At 68.3% G+C, this 16,636-nt stretch carries 14 protein-coding genes; 4 read left to right on the plus strand and 10 right to left on the minus strand.

The genetic code is table 11. The annotated features are described in order from the left end of the window. The first annotated feature begins 71 nt into the window (after positions 1–71). Positions 72–1,280, plus strand: coding sequence for an IS110 family RNA-guided transposase (locus BW733_RS00680; protein ID WP_202970148.1), 1,209 nt, complete (start codon positions 72–74; stop codon positions 1,278–1,280). 395 nt (positions 1,281–1,675) lie between these two features. Here BW733_RS00680 and BW733_RS00685 read toward each other — a convergent pair whose 3' ends face one another. From BW733_RS00685 to BW733_RS00705, 5 genes are all read right to left on the minus strand, one after another. Then, on the minus strand, positions 1,676–3,967 hold the full coding sequence (locus tag BW733_RS00685) for a ComEC/Rec2 family competence protein (RefSeq protein ID WP_077346996.1): 2,292 nt from the start codon (positions 3,965–3,967) through the stop codon (positions 1,676–1,678). Continuing rightward, entirely contained in the window at positions 3,964–4,758 is a 795-nt protein-coding gene (locus BW733_RS00690) for a helix-hairpin-helix domain-containing protein (RefSeq protein ID WP_152024506.1), read from the minus strand. Before BW733_RS00690 ends, BW733_RS00685 begins: the two co-directional genes overlap by 4 nt. 121 nt (positions 4,759–4,879) lie before the next feature. Next, positions 4,880–7,348, minus strand: coding sequence for a leucine--tRNA ligase (gene leuS, locus BW733_RS00695; protein WP_077346998.1), 2,469 nt, complete (start codon positions 7,346–7,348; stop codon positions 4,880–4,882). A gap of 86 nt (positions 7,349–7,434) precedes the next feature. Continuing rightward, positions 7,435–8,355, minus strand: coding sequence for a carbohydrate kinase family protein (locus BW733_RS00700; RefSeq protein WP_077347000.1), 921 nt, complete (start codon positions 8,353–8,355; stop codon positions 7,435–7,437). Between the two features lie 52 nt (positions 8,356–8,407). Beyond that, positions 8,408–9,304, minus strand: a complete 897-nt coding sequence (locus tag BW733_RS00705) for a DUF4192 family protein (protein WP_161490094.1) — start codon at positions 9,302–9,304, stop codon at positions 8,408–8,410. An 85-nt stretch (positions 9,305–9,389) separates the two neighbouring features. Here BW733_RS00705 and BW733_RS00710 point away from each other — a divergent pair, with 85 nt between their 5' ends. After that, a complete protein-coding gene (locus BW733_RS00710) occupies positions 9,390–10,031 on the plus strand; it encodes a hypothetical protein (protein WP_077347004.1) in 642 nt (213 codons plus the stop codon). Here BW733_RS00710 and BW733_RS00715 read toward each other — a convergent pair. The 4 genes from BW733_RS00715 to BW733_RS00730 form a co-directional block, all read right to left on the minus strand. After that, positions 10,003–10,974, minus strand: coding sequence for a hypothetical protein (locus tag BW733_RS00715; RefSeq protein WP_077347006.1), 972 nt, complete (start codon positions 10,972–10,974; stop codon positions 10,003–10,005). The two genes, BW733_RS00710 and BW733_RS00715, sit on opposite strands and share 29 nt — an antisense overlap. 106 nt (positions 10,975–11,080) lie before the next feature. Then, a complete protein-coding gene (locus tag BW733_RS00720; protein WP_237268255.1) occupies positions 11,081–12,295 on the minus strand; it encodes a peptidoglycan-binding protein in 1,215 nt (404 codons plus the stop codon). Between the two features lie 137 nt (positions 12,296–12,432). Beyond that, positions 12,433–13,353: a 3-methyladenine DNA glycosylase gene (locus BW733_RS00725; protein ID WP_077347008.1), complete on the minus strand. Its 921-nt coding sequence runs from the start codon at positions 13,351–13,353 to the stop codon at positions 12,433–12,435. Continuing rightward, positions 13,350–14,039, minus strand: a complete 690-nt coding sequence (locus BW733_RS00730) for a M48 family metallopeptidase (protein WP_161490095.1) — start codon at positions 14,037–14,039, stop codon at positions 13,350–13,352. The genes BW733_RS00725 and BW733_RS00730 overlap by 4 nt, the downstream gene beginning before the upstream one ends. 130 nt (positions 14,040–14,169) lie before the next feature. On the opposite strand from BW733_RS00730, the gene BW733_RS00735 reads away from it, so the two are divergent. After that, positions 14,170–15,414 (plus strand): inorganic phosphate transporter, encoded by a 1,245-nt coding sequence (locus BW733_RS00735; RefSeq protein ID WP_077347010.1) that lies wholly within the window; start codon positions 14,170–14,172, stop codon positions 15,412–15,414. Then, a complete protein-coding gene (locus BW733_RS00740; RefSeq protein ID WP_077347012.1) occupies positions 15,411–15,707 on the plus strand; it encodes a hypothetical protein in 297 nt (98 codons plus the stop codon). Before BW733_RS00735 ends, BW733_RS00740 begins: the two co-directional genes overlap by 4 nt. On the opposite strand, the gene BW733_RS00745 is transcribed toward BW733_RS00740, so the two are convergent. Then, positions 15,708–16,592, minus strand: coding sequence for a LysR family transcriptional regulator (locus BW733_RS00745; RefSeq protein WP_077347014.1), 885 nt, complete (start codon positions 16,590–16,592; stop codon positions 15,708–15,710). Positions 16,593–16,636: the final 44 nt, after the last annotated feature.

Genomic DNA, 16,636 nt, shown 5'->3' on the forward strand with positions numbered 1-16,636 from the left:
ACGAGTCCGGTGTATGGCCTGTCTGACCAGACGGCCGTCACTCGACCCATCCCAGCGTTCAGGAGTAGGCCATGACCATCATGACAAATCCCGGCGACCATGTCGCCGGCATCGATTCACACAAGGACACCATCCACATCGCGGTGATCACCGCCACCGGCATCGAGGTCGCCGACCACGAGTTCGACACCACCACCGCGGGATACCGTCAGGCAGTGGCCTGGCTGGTCGCTCACGGCCCGATCACCGCTGTCGGCGTGGAAGGAACCTCCAGCTACGGGGTCGGGATCACCGCCACCTTGCGCCGCAACGGGATCGGTGTCGTCGAGGTCAACCGCACCCGCCCCGCCGAACGGCGCAAACAAGGCAAGACCGACCGGCTCGATGCCTACCGCGCTGCCCGGGCAGTCCTGTCCGGTGAGGCCACCACCGCCCCCAAGCACGACACCATCGAGCCCTTACGGGCGCTGGTGATCACCCGCCGCAGCGCGAACAAGGCCCTTCAGGCCTGCTGGCGTCAGATCAACAGTGTCCTGGTCAACGCCAGCCCCCGACTCCGCGACAAATACCGTGAACTGGGCCGCGACAAGCTTGTCGACCAGTTGGCCAGCACCCGCCCCGACCAGATCAAAGACCTCCACGACGCCACCAGCCTGCGTGCCCTGCGTAGCCTCGCCCGACGTCACCAGTTCCTCCGCGCAGAGCTCGATGACCTCGATACGCAACTCGACGAGCACACCACCGCCCGCAACCCAGGCCTGCGCGCTATCCACGGTATCGGCCCGGCACTGGCAGCGATCTTGCTGATCACCGCCGGTGACAACCCCGACCGGCTACGCAGCCAAGCATCCTTCGCTGCCCTCTGCGGCACCAGCCCCATCCCCGTCTCCTCCGGCAAAACCCAACGCCACCGCCTCTCCCGCGGAGGCGACCGGCAAGCCAACTGGGCACTGCACCAAGCGATCAAAGTCCGCATGTCCCAGGACCAACGTACCCGCGACTACCGCGACCGCCACCTCGCCACTGGCAAGACACTCGCAGCCGTCTACCGCAGCCTCAAACGCGCCCTCGTCAGAGAAGTCTTCAAAGCCCTCACGGGCCACTGCGAGATCCCCAACTACACCGACCTCAGACCAGCCCGACAAGCCAAGAACCTCACCCTCACCAACGCCGCCGAAGCCTGCCACACCTGGCCAGCACGCATCTCCGAAATAGAACTCGGCAAACGCCGAGACGACAACCTCGCCCACCGCTACCGCGAATGGCTCACCGCCGCTTGACACCACATAGGAGCATCAATTCTGCTGCTCTGAGCCTCGATGTGTGAAGGTCTGATCGTTGTGTGCAGCGGCAAGTTCAAGAGTCGCCCGCAGAGCTGGGCAACAACGCCGCGTGTTCGACAACAGATGGGTGCACTCGACCGGGCCACGGCGCTCTGGCTGCTGATCCGGTTCCTGTCTGCCAGTCGCCACCTGCGCATGACTCATCAAGGACTCCGTCTATGGCTCCGACCTCGGCGGTCACCGTCCGTTGCGTGCGTTGTCCCTTCTCCGGGGTCCCGATACTGAGCAGCCCGACAACTCTGGCCATTGCCCAGCGCGTTGTCAAAGATCGACCCTCGCAGTTGACTCGTACCAAACGAACGGAGTCTCCAGAGACACCGGCGCGGATCAAGCTACCTTCGGGTGACCACGCCGAGCGCCGTCTCTCCTCGCGCAACCAGGACCGTACCCTGCCTGTCCGTCCTCGCGACGGTCATGCCGAGGCCCTCGGCCAGGTCGATCGCCGCCTTCGCCGGGTGACCGTAGTCGTTGTCGAGACCCGAACTCGCCACCGCCAGCGCGGCACCCGTCACCGCGAAGAAGCGGCGCTCCTGTCGCGACGATCCGTGATGCGGGAGCTTCAGGATCTGAGCCTCGAGGGACACCCCAACCTCAGTCGCCGACCGAAGCGCCTCCAGTTGGGCGGGCGGTTCGGCATCACCGGCGAGAAGCACCCGCAGCCCGGCCGACTCCGCGACCCCGACGACCGAGGCGTCGTTCTCGGCCGAGCCTTCACCCTCCTCTCGCACTGGCCCGGGTTGTTCGGGCACCGACGCCGTTGACCACTCCGCCTCACCGATCCGGAGCCGCTCACCCTCCACGGCCGAGCGCACCTCTCCCCCGGCCCCGCCCACCGCATCGACGAGCCACCGCGGCGGCTCACCCGAACGCACCAGGACCAGACGCGGCCGGAACCGCTCGATCACCTCAACGGCGCCTCCCGTGTGGTCGGCGTGATAGTGCGTGAGCACCAGCATCGGCACCTCGTCCACCCCGAGCCCTGACAGGCACTCCAGCGTCGGCCCCGGCTCCGGCCCAGCATCGACCAGGACCGCGGCCCCAGGGCCGGCGCGGATTGCGGTGGCGTCACCCTGGCCGACGTCGCAGAAGGCGACCGACCATTCCCCCGGCCAGCCGAGCGGGACCGGCCGGATCAGGCTCGCCGCCAGCAGCACCGCGACGAAGGCAGCTCCGCCGAGCCAGCTCCGCAGCACCCACACCAGAGCGGCTGCCAGTGCTCCGGACGCCACCGCGACCGCCGCGACGCTCACCGGAGATGCGGGCCATTCCCAGGTCGACGCCGGCAGCGCGGCGCCAGCCTGTGAGATCCAGAGGATGGGCTGGGCGCACCAGCCAGCGAGCCAGCCAGGCAGCACGGCTACCTCGCCGAACGGACTCAGCACCGCCGCGAGCAGGCCGAGCACGGTCGTCGGGCCGACGAAAGGTGCGGCGAGCACATTGGTCCCGACCCCCACCACAGAGACCCGGTCGCTGATCGCCGTCACGATCGGCTGCGTGGCCAGCTGCGCCGCGAGCGAGACGGCGAATGCCTCGGCGATCCAACGTGGACACCACCTCGTCAACGAGTCGCGCAACACCGGGCCGAGCAGCACGATCCCCGCGCACGCCGTGACCGACAGGGCGAACCCCACCGAGCGGGAGAGCCACGGATCACACCACACCAGCACCGTCACCGCGAGACACAACGCCCGGACGCTGCGGTTGCCCGGCCCGACCCCGGTCGCGGCGAGCGCGACGATTCCCATGGCCGTCGCCCGCAACACCGAAGGCTCCTGGCCACACACAAGCACGAAGAAGCCGACCCCCAACAACGCAACGATCCGCACCCACCAGCCGCGCACCCCGACCGCCCGCACGGTCGCGAGCAGCACGCCAAGCAGGAGAGTCAGGTTCGCGCCCGAGACGGCCATCAGGTGGGTCAGGCCGGTGGCCTGGAAGTCCGCACGCATCGCATCGTCGACCCGTGAGGTGTCCCCCACCACCAGCGACGGCACAAGGGCGGCCTGCTGAGGCGGGGAGTGGCTCACGGCGCTGCGCAGGCCGGAGCGCATCTGGTTGGCGACCGCGTTCAGCCACGACGGCGACGACGTGCGCCCCACGACCTCACGCAGGCTCAACACCGCCGCGACAGCCTCGTCCGGACGCGGCTCCCCCAGTCGTCCCCGGACGCGGTACCCGGCCCCCGGCTCAAGCGTCAGCAGCCGCTGTCCCAGTTCGCCGCTGGCCAGCACCACGACGGGGACAGCCGTGAGCACCCTGCTCCCCCGCGCCTCCACGGACACCAGCTCGGCGGGGGCCACGATGATCTCCGAACGGGGAACGGCCTCGGCCGTGAGCCGCAGCTCGACGAGTCCGACGGCCCCGGCCGCGGCGAGATCGGCGACGGGACCGGTGTGCCGTTGCCACGACCTCAGGCCGGCAGTCAGCGCCGTCACGACCACGACGAGGATGATCACGGCCACCCACGCCCGGTTGGCCCTGTGCGCAAGCAGCGCGAGCAGGACGAGCCCGACCAGCATCGCGCCCACCGCCTGTGGCTCGGGGCGCCAACCGGACGAGGCGATGAAGCTCGCTCCCCACGCCGCAACCGCGACGGGGAGCAGGCGCCAGTCGTGGTGTTTCATGTCCGCACCTGAGGGGCGAGCTTCTCATACGTCTTCGGCCCGATTCCGCTGATCTCCTGCAACTCCTCAACCGAACCGAACTTCCCGTTCTCCTCCCGCCAGGCGAGGATCGCCGCGGCCATCACCGGCCCCACCCCCGGCAACTCCTCCAACTCGGCCTGAGTGGCGGTGTTGAGGTTCACCACGCCATCGTTGGAAGAGCCGCCGCCACCATCGGAAGTCTGGTCGGTCTCGATCTCGCCGAGCGGCTCGTCGACGGTGCCGATCAGGATCTGCATGCCATCGCTGACCGGCGCGGCGAGGTTCAGGGAAGCCGGATCGGACTCCGCAGTCAGTCCACCGGCTGCAGCGATCGCGTCCTGCACGATCGAGCCCGCGGGAACCTGGACGACACCGGGTTCGGCGACCGCCCCTCCGACGTGAACGCGAAGCAGCGTAGGCACGCTCGGGCTGGGCGTCGCGGCAGCAGGTGTCTCGGCAACCGCCTCCGGCGTCAACTGCACCTCGGTGGCTGCGCTGCGGCCGAGTGCGAAGATCGTCACGACCACAGCGGCCACCAGCAGCAGACCCACCACCGCGGCATGACGCGGCGTGACCGCCGCCCCCAGCCTTCGCCACGGTCCAAGAGCCGTCACCGTCGGCTCGACCGGCGGCTGCTCCGGCACCGCTGCAGATGGCTCAGCTTCGGTGGGGGCAGGCTCGTCCGCGGCACGCCGAGGGGCACCGAGCGGGGGTTGCCCGGCGCTGATCAACGCCAGGCGTGCACGGGTGAACTCCTCGAGCTGATCCATACCGACACCATCGGGCGTTCGGAGGGCCGAATGGTCAGGTCACTTCCAGGCTGTGGAGAACTCGGCCGGACACGGAAAAGGGGCCCCGTCCGGATCGGACGGGGCCCCTGCTCGGCGCTGGTTACCTGCCCGGCACCAGGCTCAGCATCTTCGGCAGGCGGGCGATCACCTTGACCACCTCACGACCGGCGAGCGACCGCTGGACGCCGTCGTCGGCGAGTGCCAGTTCGAGGGCTGCCTCCTCCGTGATGTCGGCGGGCACCTCCAGCTTCGCGCGGATCTTGCCCTGGATCTGGACGACCATCGTGGCGGTGTCGTCGACGGTCAGGGAGCCGTCGGCAACCGGCCATTCGCTGTTGGCCACCGACGGGGGAAGCCCGAGGGCCTCCCACATCTCCTCGGCCACGTAGGGTGCGACGAGGCTCAGGGACTGGGCGATGAACTGCGCCGCCTCCCGGACCGCCGGATCGGCAGCGCCCGCCTCGCCGTCGATCGCCTTGCGGGTGGCGTTTACCAGCTCCATGGTGCGCGCGACGGCGACGTTGAAGCGGCCGGACTCCAGCAGCGTCGAGATCTCCACGATGGCCTTGTGGGTGGCCTTGCGCAGGTCCTTGTTACCCGCGGCGAAGTCGACGTCGGTGTCGGAGGCGACGTCGGTGGCGAGCCGGTAGGCGCGCTGCAGGAACTTCAGGCTCGAGGAGGGAGACAGGTCCGCCCAGTCGATGTCGTCCTCCGGCGGGCCGGCGAAGATCATGGTCAGGCGGACGGCGTCGACGCCGAACTCGTCGATCTGCTTACCGAGGTCGACGCCGTTGCCGAGCGACTTGCTCATGGCCTTGCCCTGGTTGATCACCTGGCCCTGGTTCAGGAGGCGCAGCATCGGCTCGTCGAACTCGACCATGCCCATGTCGCGCAGCACCTTGGTGAAGAAGCGCATATAGAGCAGGTGCAAGATGGCGTGCTCGACGCCGCCGACGTACTGGTCCACCGGCATCCAGCGGGCGACGTCCTCAGGGTTGAACGGGCCGCCCTCGTAGCCGGGTGAGCAGTAGCGGAAGAAGTACCACGACGAGTCAACGAAGGTGTCCATCGTGTCGGTGTCACGACGGGCGGGGCCACCGCACTTCGGGCAGGTCGTGTTGACCCACTCGGCAGCCGACGCCAGCGGTGAAGTGCCCTTCGGCGCCAGCTCCTGGCCGCGCAGTTCTGGCAGGACGACGGGCAGCTGGTCGTCGGGGACCGGTACCTCACCGTCGACCTCACAGTGGATGATCGGGATGGGGCAGCCCCAGAAGCGCTGTCGCGAAACCAGCCAGTCTCGCAGGCGGAACTGGACGGTGCCCGTCCCGTTGCCGTCCGCCTCGAGCTGTTCGGTGATCCGCGCGACACCGGAGGCCTTGTCGGTCAGCCCGTCGAGGATCCCGGAGTTGACGTAAGCACCGTCGCCGCTGGTGGCGACCCCTGTCTCGGCGGGATCGGTCCCGTCGACGTCGATCACGGTGCGCACCGGCAGGTCGTAGGTGCGGGCGAAGTCCAGGTCGCGCTGGTCGTGTGCGGGCACCGCCATGATTGCACCCGTGCCGTAGTCGGCCAGCACGTAGTCGGCCGCCCACACGGGGACCTTCTCCCCGTTGACGGGGTTGACGGCGTGGCGGCCGAGCCAGACACCCGTCTTCGCGTGCTCGGTCGACTGGCGCTCGATCTCGGTCGACTTCTTGACCTCGGTCAGGTAGGCCTCGAAGGCCTCACGCTGTTCGTCGCTGACCAGTTCCTGGGCCAGGTCGGAATCGGGCGCGACAACCATGAAGGTGGCACCGAACAGGGTGTCGGGGCGCGTGGTGAACACCGTCACCGGCTTCTCGCGTCCCTCGACGACGAAGTTGACGTGCGCGCCCTCGGAGCGGCCGATCCAGTTGCGCTGCATGGCGAGGACGTGCTCGGGCCAGCCGCCCTCCAGCTGCGACATGTCGTCCAGCAGCTGCTGGGCGTAGTCGGTGATCTTGAAGTACCACTGGTTCAGTTTGCGCTTGGTGACCTCGGTGCCGCAGCGCTCGCAGTGCCCGTTGACGACCTGCTCGTTGGCGAGCACCGTCTGGTCCTTGGGGCACCAGTTGACGTAGGAGTCCTTGCGGTAGGCGAGTCCGCGCTCGAAGAAGCGCAGGAACAGCCACTGGGTCCAGCGGTAGTAGTCCGTGTCGGAGGTGTGCAGGCGGCGCGACCAGTCGAGGCTCAGGCCGTAGCGCTTGAAGGAGCGCACCTGGGTCTCGATGTTGGCGTAGGTCCAGTCGGCCGGGTGGCTGTCGGCCTTGATCGCCGCGTTCTCTGCGGGCAGACCAAACGAGTCCCAGCCGATCGGGTGCATGACGTCGTAGCCCCTGAGGCGCCAGTAGCGCGACACGACGTCGCCCATGGCGTAGGCCTCGGCGTGGCCCATGTGCAGGTCGCCCGAGGGGTACGGGAACATGTCGAGGACGTAGCGACGCTCGTGGCTGCCGTCATCGAGGGGCCGGAAGGTCTCGTCCTGCTCCCAGAAGGCCTGCCACTTCTCCTGTGCCTGCACCTTGTCGTACTGACCCGGCTCTTGGCTCACGCTACTTCTCCTGCTCGGCGGTTCTCGCGCGCGTGTGCGCACAAGGTGCCAATATACCGCCGTGCGCTGGAATGCGCCCCTGGGGATCAGGCGAGGTAATCGTCCAGTTCCGCGCTCGTCGGAGGCTTTGCGCCCTGACGGGTCACGACGATGGCCGCGGCCGCAGCGCCCCGCTCGAGAGCTCCCTCGAGATCGGACGGGTCGTCGGCGTAGGCGGAGAGGAATCCGGCCATGAACGTGTCGCCGGCGCCGACTGTGTCGACCACTTCGACCTTGTGCCCCGGCACCTGCACGACCCGCCCATCGGGGCGCACCGCGGCGACGCCATCGGGGCCCAGCGTGACGATGAACATGGCGAGGCCATACTCCTCTGCCCACGCCTGTGCATAGCCGAGCGGGTTCTCCTCGTCGTCGACCAGCCAGGCGATGTCCTCGTCGCTGGCTTTGACGATGCCCGCTCCTCTGCCGACGGCGGCCATCAGGTCGGAGACCAACCTGAAGTACTCGGCGCGGTCGGGAAGCGTGGAGGGGCGCACGTTGATGTCGAAACTGATCGCCGCCTCGGTCCGGGAGACGAAGTCGAGCATGTGCCTCGCCCCTGGCCCGAGCACGGAGCCGATCGAGCCGAAATGCAGCCAGTCGTCGGCCTCGAGCGTCGGGAACTCCTCGGGCTTCCAGTTGAAGTTGGAGGTGCCGTCGAAGTGGAACGTGTAGCTGGCCTTGCCTTCACCGTCGAGCGAGACGACCGCCACCGAGGTGGGATCGTCCGTGTCGACGGCCAGTTCGAGGTTGACCCCCGCCGCCTCCAGATGGCTGCGCAACTGGTCGCCGAAGGCGTCCGAACTCAGCCTGCCGAGGAAGTACGTGTCCTGACCAAGCCGCGACAGCGCGGCCGCGCTGTTGAGCGGACCGCCGCCGGAGCGTGCGATCCATCGACTCTCCTCCGGGGAGATGACCTCCTCGGGCATCAGATCGATCAGTGCCTCGCCACACACCACAAAACGCATGGCCAAACCATACGACACGGGGGTGGACCTCGCGCGGCGGGTCTGTGCGTCATCAGCACTGGTCCCATCTGGCAGGGGGCAGTCCCTCCTGGTGCAGCTTGAGCAGCGTGAGCAGCAACGGATGCCTCGCGTCGAGTTCGCTCAACTGCTGCAGGCAGGCCGAGTGCGCCGCGCCTCTGCCGCTGAGCCAGGAGGCGAAGGCGAGCAGGCCGAGCACGTTGGGCAGGTAGCGGGAAGGGCAGACCCTGCGGGCGGCGACGAGGCGTTGCCACATCGCATCTGCCGTCCAGGTCTTGAGCCGACAGAGCAGGGCCCCGGTGCGGTCCTCGTCTCCGAGCAGCACCGCAAGCAGGACGGCATCGGCGCGGGGCAGCGCCGCCTCGCCCTCGGCCAACTCGCGCAGCCGGGCCATCGCCTGATCGTCGCTGAGCCGGCCGACGGCCGCCTCGGCCCGCAGCACGACGTGCTCGTCCGGTGGATCGCTGCCCGTCACCGGGGCGACTGCCTCATCCCGGTCGGCGCAGAGGTTTACCCCGCCGAAGACTGCCTGGGCCGCGACGGCGCTGGTGTCGAAGCGGTAGGACTCCGGGACCCCGCTGTCGCACATGCTCCAGTAGCGCCCGCCGTCGGTGACCAGCGCATCGACGACCCGCTCGTGGCCCACCAGATCGGCGAACTCGCACACGGCGATGCTGGCCAGATCCGGGTCGCCGTAGCCGATGAACACGAACTCGTCGGCCCCGACCTGCTCGGCGCAGCGCAGGACCTGCTCGGAGATCCTTTCGAAGTGGTCGGCGAACCAGTCGAGATCAACCCGGGCACAGAAGCGGACCGTGTTTCCAGATAGCGCCATCGCCACACAGGAGTCTCGAGGGTGGAAGCCCAGCATGATCACGGGCAGGGAGAGCAGGTCTGCGCGGCTCGTGCCGCGGATCATCGGTGTCGTCATGCCTTCTTGATCGACCGGTCGGCGGTCACGATTGCATGCGGGTTTCCGGCTGTGAACAACTTCGCATGGGTAGTCTTGCCACATCATGAGCAACTCTCAGTGGCCCGGCAACCAGAACAACTCGCCGTGGGCGTCCCAGGACCCGAACTGGAAGCCCACCGACTTCCACGACGCCCAGGGCCGCGACCCCCGGACCCCGTTCGGTCAGCAGCCCCAGCAACCGCAGCAGTCCTACCAGGACCTCGAGCCGCCGAAGAGGCCGAGCTCGACCCTGTTCATCGTGCTGGGCGCTGTGCTCGTGGTGGCCCTCATCGTGATCGGGATGCAGTTCCTCGGCGGTCCGGACGGTGAGGCGACCGCCACCCCCACGCCGTCCGCCCAGTCGGAGGTCGAGCCGAGCCCGGAGCGGACAGGCAACTGGATCCCCTTCGAGGGCAACGGCGACGGAACCTTCGAGATCGTCAGCTATTCGTGGGCAGACGACGAGCTGACCGCGCGGATCCGGGTCGACGTCAAGGAGGGCGAGTACAGCTTCACGGTGTTCGCCTTCGCCAACGAGACCCGCGCCAGCTACGACCCGCTCGATCCGAGCGGCTTCACGGTGCGGGCAGGTGAGCCCTACGAGACGACGGTGACGTTCCTGATGCCGAACGCCGACTCGACCATCGTGCTTGCGACGCCGTCTGGTCGGACGGCGCTCAACGCTCTGCCGGTGAAGGCGGGTTGACCTGGCTCGCGGTCTCCGCGGCTGCCTCCCGCTCGGCCCCGGCGCGCTCGCGCTCCTCGACCGCGTCCGGATGATCCTTCGAGAGCAGGACCACTCCGTAGACGGCGATGGCTCCGGTGACGGCCATCCCGAGCATCGGCCAGAAGCCCATCGAACCTCCCTCGCCGAGCACGATCAGCCCGAAGAGCACCGCCACGAACGGGTCCACCGTCGTCATCGTGCCGACGGTGATCTCGGCCGGGCCCGATGCGTAGCCCTGCTGGATCATCCACACGCCGAGCCCGTAGCAGGCAAGCATCATGGCCACGGATGCGATGAAGGTCCAGCTCGTGAGGCTGTGCTCGTGCTTCTGGACCAGGTCCATGGCGTGCTTCATCAGTCCGGAGGCCAGTCCGTAGAACGTGGCCCCGACCGCCGACCACAGCATGGCCTTCGCCCAGGGGGCGGCCCTCGTCGCGAAGAACGACAGGATGGCGCACACCACACACACCACGATGAACGAGATCAGCACCGGCTGGAACGACACCTCACGCTCCCCCTTCGCGAACAGCGAGGAGAACACGGTGAAACCGACGACGCCGGCGACGGTGACCGCGACCGCCGTCCAGACCTTTCCGGTCACGTGATGCTTGTGGATGCGTGAGGCCAGCAGCACCGACCACGGCACGGCAAGGATGCCGACGGGCTGGACTACTGAGACCGGCGCGAAGCTGAGCGCGGTGAGGTGGATGGCGGCCCCGAGGAACACGAGGAGCAGGCCGAGCAGCCACTTGGGGATCTTGAAGAGGCTGAGCAGCCCCTTGATCGACAGCGTGTTGGACGATGCAACCGCGTTCGGGTCGAACGTGGACTTCACGCCGAGGCTCTGCAGGATCGCTCCGCTTGCGAACAGGAACGAGCCGACCACCTGCATGGCGATCGCGAGCGCGATGTCGAACGTCACTTGGGTACCTTCCGTCTGAACGAGAGTGAGCTTAATCCAGTGCGGGCCGACTGCTCATGCCACTCAGGTCCAGACGAGATCCGACGCCGGTGGGGGTCGTCCCTGATCAGCCGGTGTAGACCACGACCTTGTCACCCTCGCTGACCGAGTCGAAGAGGGCGGCGACCTTCTTCTTGTCGCGGACGTTGACGCAGCCGTGCGACGAACCGTTGTAGCCGCGGGCAGCGAAGTCGGACGAGTAGTGGACGGCCTGTCCACCGCTGAAGAACAGTGCGTAGGGCATCGGCGTCTTGTAGATGCTCGAGACATGGTTGCGTGACTTCCAGCCCACCGAGAACACGCCGTTGCGGGTAGGGGTCAGCTCGGAGCCGAAGCGCACGTCCATCTGCATCTGGATCTTGCCGTCGACGACGAGCGCCAGCTTGCGCTGCGCCTTGGAGATGCACACGACGCGTCCCTGGAGGCAGCGGTCGTCGAGCGTCATGCTCGGCGACTTGGGCTTGGGCGCGACGTTGTTCAGTTCGTCGGCGGTCGGCTTGCGGGTCATCCCGTTGAGCCGGTCGAGCGTGCGCTGGTCGACCTCACCCGTGACGGGGATCTCGCGCTTCTTCTGGAACCCGGAGACAGCCTCGGCGGTCTTCTTCCCGTAGTCGCCGTCGATCAGGTCGGTGTACCAGTCGAGCTGCTTCAGGCGTGCCTGCAGGTCCTTGACCTTGTCGCCCTTCGCCCCGCTCGCCAGCAGCGCCGGGCCCGGCTTGAGCACATTGTGCATCTCGTCCTTCGTCGGCTGACGGGTCATCGAGACGAGCTTGTCCCAGGTCGCCTGGTCGACCTCGCCGGTGGCGGGCAGTCCGCGCTTCGCCTGGAAGCCCTCGACCGCGAGCAGGGTCGCGTCGCCATAGGTGGACGTGATCTTGCCCTCGAACCATTCGAGCTGCAGAAGCCGGTGCTGGAGTTCGCGGACCTGTTCGGAGTCGTCGCCCTTCTTCATCAGCGCCGGGGCGGCCGGCTCCGGTTCGGGAACCTCCGACTCGACGGGCTCATCCGGGTCGTTGGGGACCTCCGCCTCCTCCGGGTCGAGCGTGGGCTCTGCTGTCGGCTCGGCCGACGGCGTCGGCTCCGGCTCAGGCGTGGCGATCGGCTCCTCGGAGGGCATCGCCGGCTCGGGAGCCGGGGACTGCTCGACGGCGGCGCTCGGCGTCGGCTCGTCGACGGGCGCCGGGTCGGCGACCAACGTCTCAGGGGCGCAGGCGGACAGTCCGAGCGCGGCGACGGCGACGAGCGCGACGGCGCCGCGGCGCACGGATGACAGGGACAACACGCGTGACCTCACAGGGGGAAGATGGGTCTCAGGGCGTTGGCAGCATACGACGAGATCGTCCGTGGTTGCGGTTGCCTGTCCGGGGTGTCGCCTCATCTCGCGTCCTTCCTGCGTCCTTCGGGTGGTTTACACCCTGACTACGCTCTCGACATCCCGGCAGGTTGCATGCCGTCGGCTACGCGCCCGCCCTCGATCCGCTCGACGACCGAGAGCAGCCGCGCCCGCAACGGTGCCGCCTTGGCGGCGAACCCGCGCTGAAGGGCCGCGTACTGCGCCCGCCCCTCAGCGGTCTCGACCCGGACGGGCTCAAGCCCCCAGTGGCGCATGTCGTAGGCCGAGGCGGCCATGTCGACCTCACGGATCTCGCGCGCGAGCAGGAAGGTGTCGAACAGCAGCTCAGAGTCGACCGCAGGCAACAGCTTCCCCGCCCACTTGTACAGGTCCATGTTGACGTGCAGGCAGCCAGGCTGGTCCAGCTCGGCCTGGCGTTCCCTCGTCGGAGTGAGCAGGTTGAGCGGCTTGGCGGGCGGGGTGAAGAAGCGGAACGCGTCGAAGTGCGAGCAGCGGCAGCCGACCTCCTCGACGATCGCCGCGACCTTCTCGGGCGGGAACCGCAGCTTCAGGTATGGGTGCCTCGTCTCCCCCGGAGACAACCGGTAGACCATCGCCCACTCGTGCATGCCGAAACAGCCGAACCTCGGCGTCGCGGCCGAACTGGCAGCCAGGAGCCGTCCGGCCTCCCGCGCCGTCGCGCCCCGCTTGGCGAGGAAGGCCTCAACGTCCACCGTCATTCCACGCGCGACCCGCCGCTGGAAGGGCAGGGACGCCCGGCTCTCCGCGTCCTCGAGAACGATCCCGACCCCGGGATGCCACTGCTCGAGATGGCTCGGCCGAAGGTTGTAGTAGTGGAAAAGGAAGTCCTCGACCGGGTGCTTCTCGCCGCGGGCACGCCGCTCGATCACCCGAGCCAACTGTGGCGCCACCCGGGCGCGGTGGGCTTCGGCCCGCGACTCCCACTCGGACCGGGACAGCACCGTGCCGACGACCGTTGCGCTCATCGCCCCTTCAGCGCGGCGCGGCGCTGCCTCCAGCCGGGCAGGTACTCGTCCATCCGGGCGGTGAAGCGCGGGCCGTGGCTGGCCTCCCAGAGGTGCACCAGTTCGTGGACGAGGACGTACTCGAGGGACTCGACGGGCCATTCGGCCAGTGCGACGTTCAGCGTGATCGCGCCGCTGCGCGTGTTGCAGGTGCCCCATCGCGACGTCATGCGGCGCAGCTTGAGGCTGGACGCTGACTTTCCGATGCGCGGCTCCCAGATCCGTTGCAGGGCGGGGAGAACGGAGTGCAGTTCGCGCCGGTACAGGTTGTCCAGCGCCCGCCTGAGCCCCTCGTCATCAGGGCCGGACAGAGCGATCTGCCCGCCCTGCACCCGCGCGGAAGCCCGGTCGCCCTCAGCGACCCGAAGCTCGCGCCATTCGCCCCAGAGTTTCGCGCGCCCGCCGTCGACGAGCGGCTCCACGAGCGGCGCCCGCATACGCACCTTCTGCTGGGCGGTGGCGATCCAGGCAAGGTTGTCGTCGATGAAGCGCCGCACCATCGACTCGTCGAGCTGGGCGGGGACCGAGGCCCTGAGCCGCCCATCCGGTGGAACGACCCGCAGCCGGAGCGACCGGATGGGCTTGTAGGTGACCTCGACCGCGTGCCCTGCATGACGCAGGACGTAGTCGTGAGGCCGGGTTCCCATGCGGGTCATGGTAGACACCACCTGGGACGGTTTCACGTAGCCCCTTGTCAAGCGCCACTCAACCGGCACTTTGTGGAGATTTCCGACCCTGATGATGTGATTTTGGTGAACAAAGAGCAAACTAGTGCCTGTGCCCCCCGAACTGGTCGTGCTGTCCCTCGTAGTCGTCACCGCACTGCTCTTCGACTTCACCAATGGATTCCATGACACCGGAAACGCGATGGCCACTTCCATCGCCACCGGTGCTCTCAAACCAAAGGTCGCCGTGGCACTCTCGGCGATCCTCAACCTCGTCGGAGCGTTCCTCTCCGTAGAGGTCGCGCTCACTGTCACCAATGCCGTCGTGAACATTCAGGACGCGGACGGGGCACCACGTCCCGAGCTGATCGACGACGGTGGACAGGCGCTGCTGCTGATCGTGCTGGCCGGCCTGGTCGGCGCGATCCTCTGGAACCTCCTCACCTGGCTCTTCGGCCTTCCCTCGAGCTCCTCGCACGCCCTCTTCGGAGGCCTGATCGGCGCGACGATCGCCGGTCTCGGCCCCGCCGGGGTGAAGTGGGTCGGCGACGGGACCAAGCTCGACGGCGTCGTCGGGAAGGTGATCCTCCCCGCGCTCATGTCGCCGGCGATCGCCATCGCGGTCGCCGCCGTCGGCACCTGGCTGATCTACAAGATCACCAACAACGTCGCGGCCAAGTACCGCGACACGGGTTTCCGCTGGGGCCAGATCGGCTCGGCATCGCTCGTGTCGCTGGCCCACGGCACCAACGACGCCCAGAAGACGATGGGCGTGATCACCCTCGCCCTGATCGCCACCGGCTCCTGGACGGACCTGCACCAGGTGCCCTTCTGGGTGAAGCTGTGCTGCGCACTCGCGATCGCGCTCGGCACCTACATCGGCGGCTGGCGCATCATCCGCACCCTCGGCAAGGGTCTCGTCGAGATCAGCGCCCCCCAGGGAATGGCGGCCGAGTCCTCCTCCGCCGCCGTGATCCTCGCCTCGTCGCACCTGGGCTTCGCCCTCTCGACGACCCACGTCGCCACGGGCTCGATCCTCGGCAGCGGCATCGGCAAGCGTGGCGCAAAGGTCAACTGGGGCGTCGCGGGCCGCATGCTCATGGCCTGGGGAATCACGCTTCCCGCCGCGGGAGCGATGGGTGCGCTCACGTGGCTGATCGGGCATCTGGTCGGCGGCCTGCTCGGCCCGATCGTGATCTTCCTGATCCTGGTGGCGCTCTCCGCCTGGATGTACGTCCACTCCCGCCGCCAGCCGGTCGACCACAACAACGTCAATGACGAGTGGGTCGAGGGTGTCACCAACCGCATCCTTCCCGAGCCTGTCGAGGTCGGCGCAAAGGTCAGGAGCAAGCTATGAACAACCTCTGGCTCGCCCTCGAGGGCGCTTGGCACGTCCTCCTCGCGGGGCTGCTGCTCGGCGCCGGCCTGCCCGCCGTCTTCGCGCTCGGTGTCCGGGCCCTGTCCTACGGGGTCGGCGCGGACATCGACGCGACGGACCACACGCCCCACCCCATCGCGAAGGTGATCGCCTACTTCTGCTTCGGCATCGTGCTGCTCGCCATCGCGATCGGCATCGCCACCATCGTGGCGAGCGGATTCGGCATGGAACTCGTGTTCCGCGGAGGACTTCCCGCGTTCGTCCCCAAGTGATCAGCTGAGCGCCACGCGCAGCAACGCCGAGGCGGCGGGTGACGGCCTACGCCCACGCCAGACTGCACGCAACTGACGCTCGAGGCCCACCCCGTTCACAGTGACGGCGACCAGGTCGCCGCGCACGAGCGACGACGCGACCGCGAGTTCACTGATCACCGCCGGATCCGATCCGGCTAGGGCACCTGCCCGAACCGAGGCGTTCGAGCCCAGCTCGAGCGCTGGACGGGCAGGGCTCAGGGCCGCCAATGCGGCATCGAGCGTGGAGCGCGTCCCCGATCCCGACTCCCTCATGATCAGCGGTGTGGCCGCGAGCGTCTCCGCATCGACGACGCCGCTCTCGGCCCATGGATGCCCGGGTGCGACCACGACGACCAGCCGGTCGACGGCCACGACCCGGGACTGCAGACCCCGCCTCACCGCCGGCGTCTCGACGAACCCCAGCTCGGCACGGCCGCTGGCCACCTCGTCGAAGACCTCCTCCGAGTTGCGCACCTTCAGCCTCACCTCGAGCCCTGGGTGCTCACGCCGCGCCGTGGCCAGCCAGGCGGGCAGCAGGTGCTCGGCGAGGGTCATCGAGGCGGCCACCTCCAGGTGGGTGCGAAGCTCGGCGTTCAGCCTCGACGCCTCCCCCAGCAGCCGCTCCGCCGCGGCGAGGGTCTCCCGCGCCCGCTCCACGATGGGGCCCGCCTCGTCGGTGAGGCGCGCGCCACGGGGATGCCGGATCAGCAGCTGCACGCCGAGCCCCGCCTCGAGTGCTGAGAGGGCTCGCGACGCGTTGGGTTGCGCCATGCCGACCGAGCGTGCCGCGGCGCCGATCCCGCCCTGATCGGCGACGGCGACCAGCAGCTCGAGGTTGTCGAGGGAAAGCCATGCCCTGTGCATATCGAGATGATATGCCCGGATGCGGGACTGACGTCTACCGACGG

This window comes from Tessaracoccus flavescens (assembly GCF_001998865.1).
GTDB classification, from domain to species: domain Bacteria; phylum Actinomycetota; class Actinomycetes; order Propionibacteriales; family Propionibacteriaceae; genus Arachnia; species Arachnia flavescens.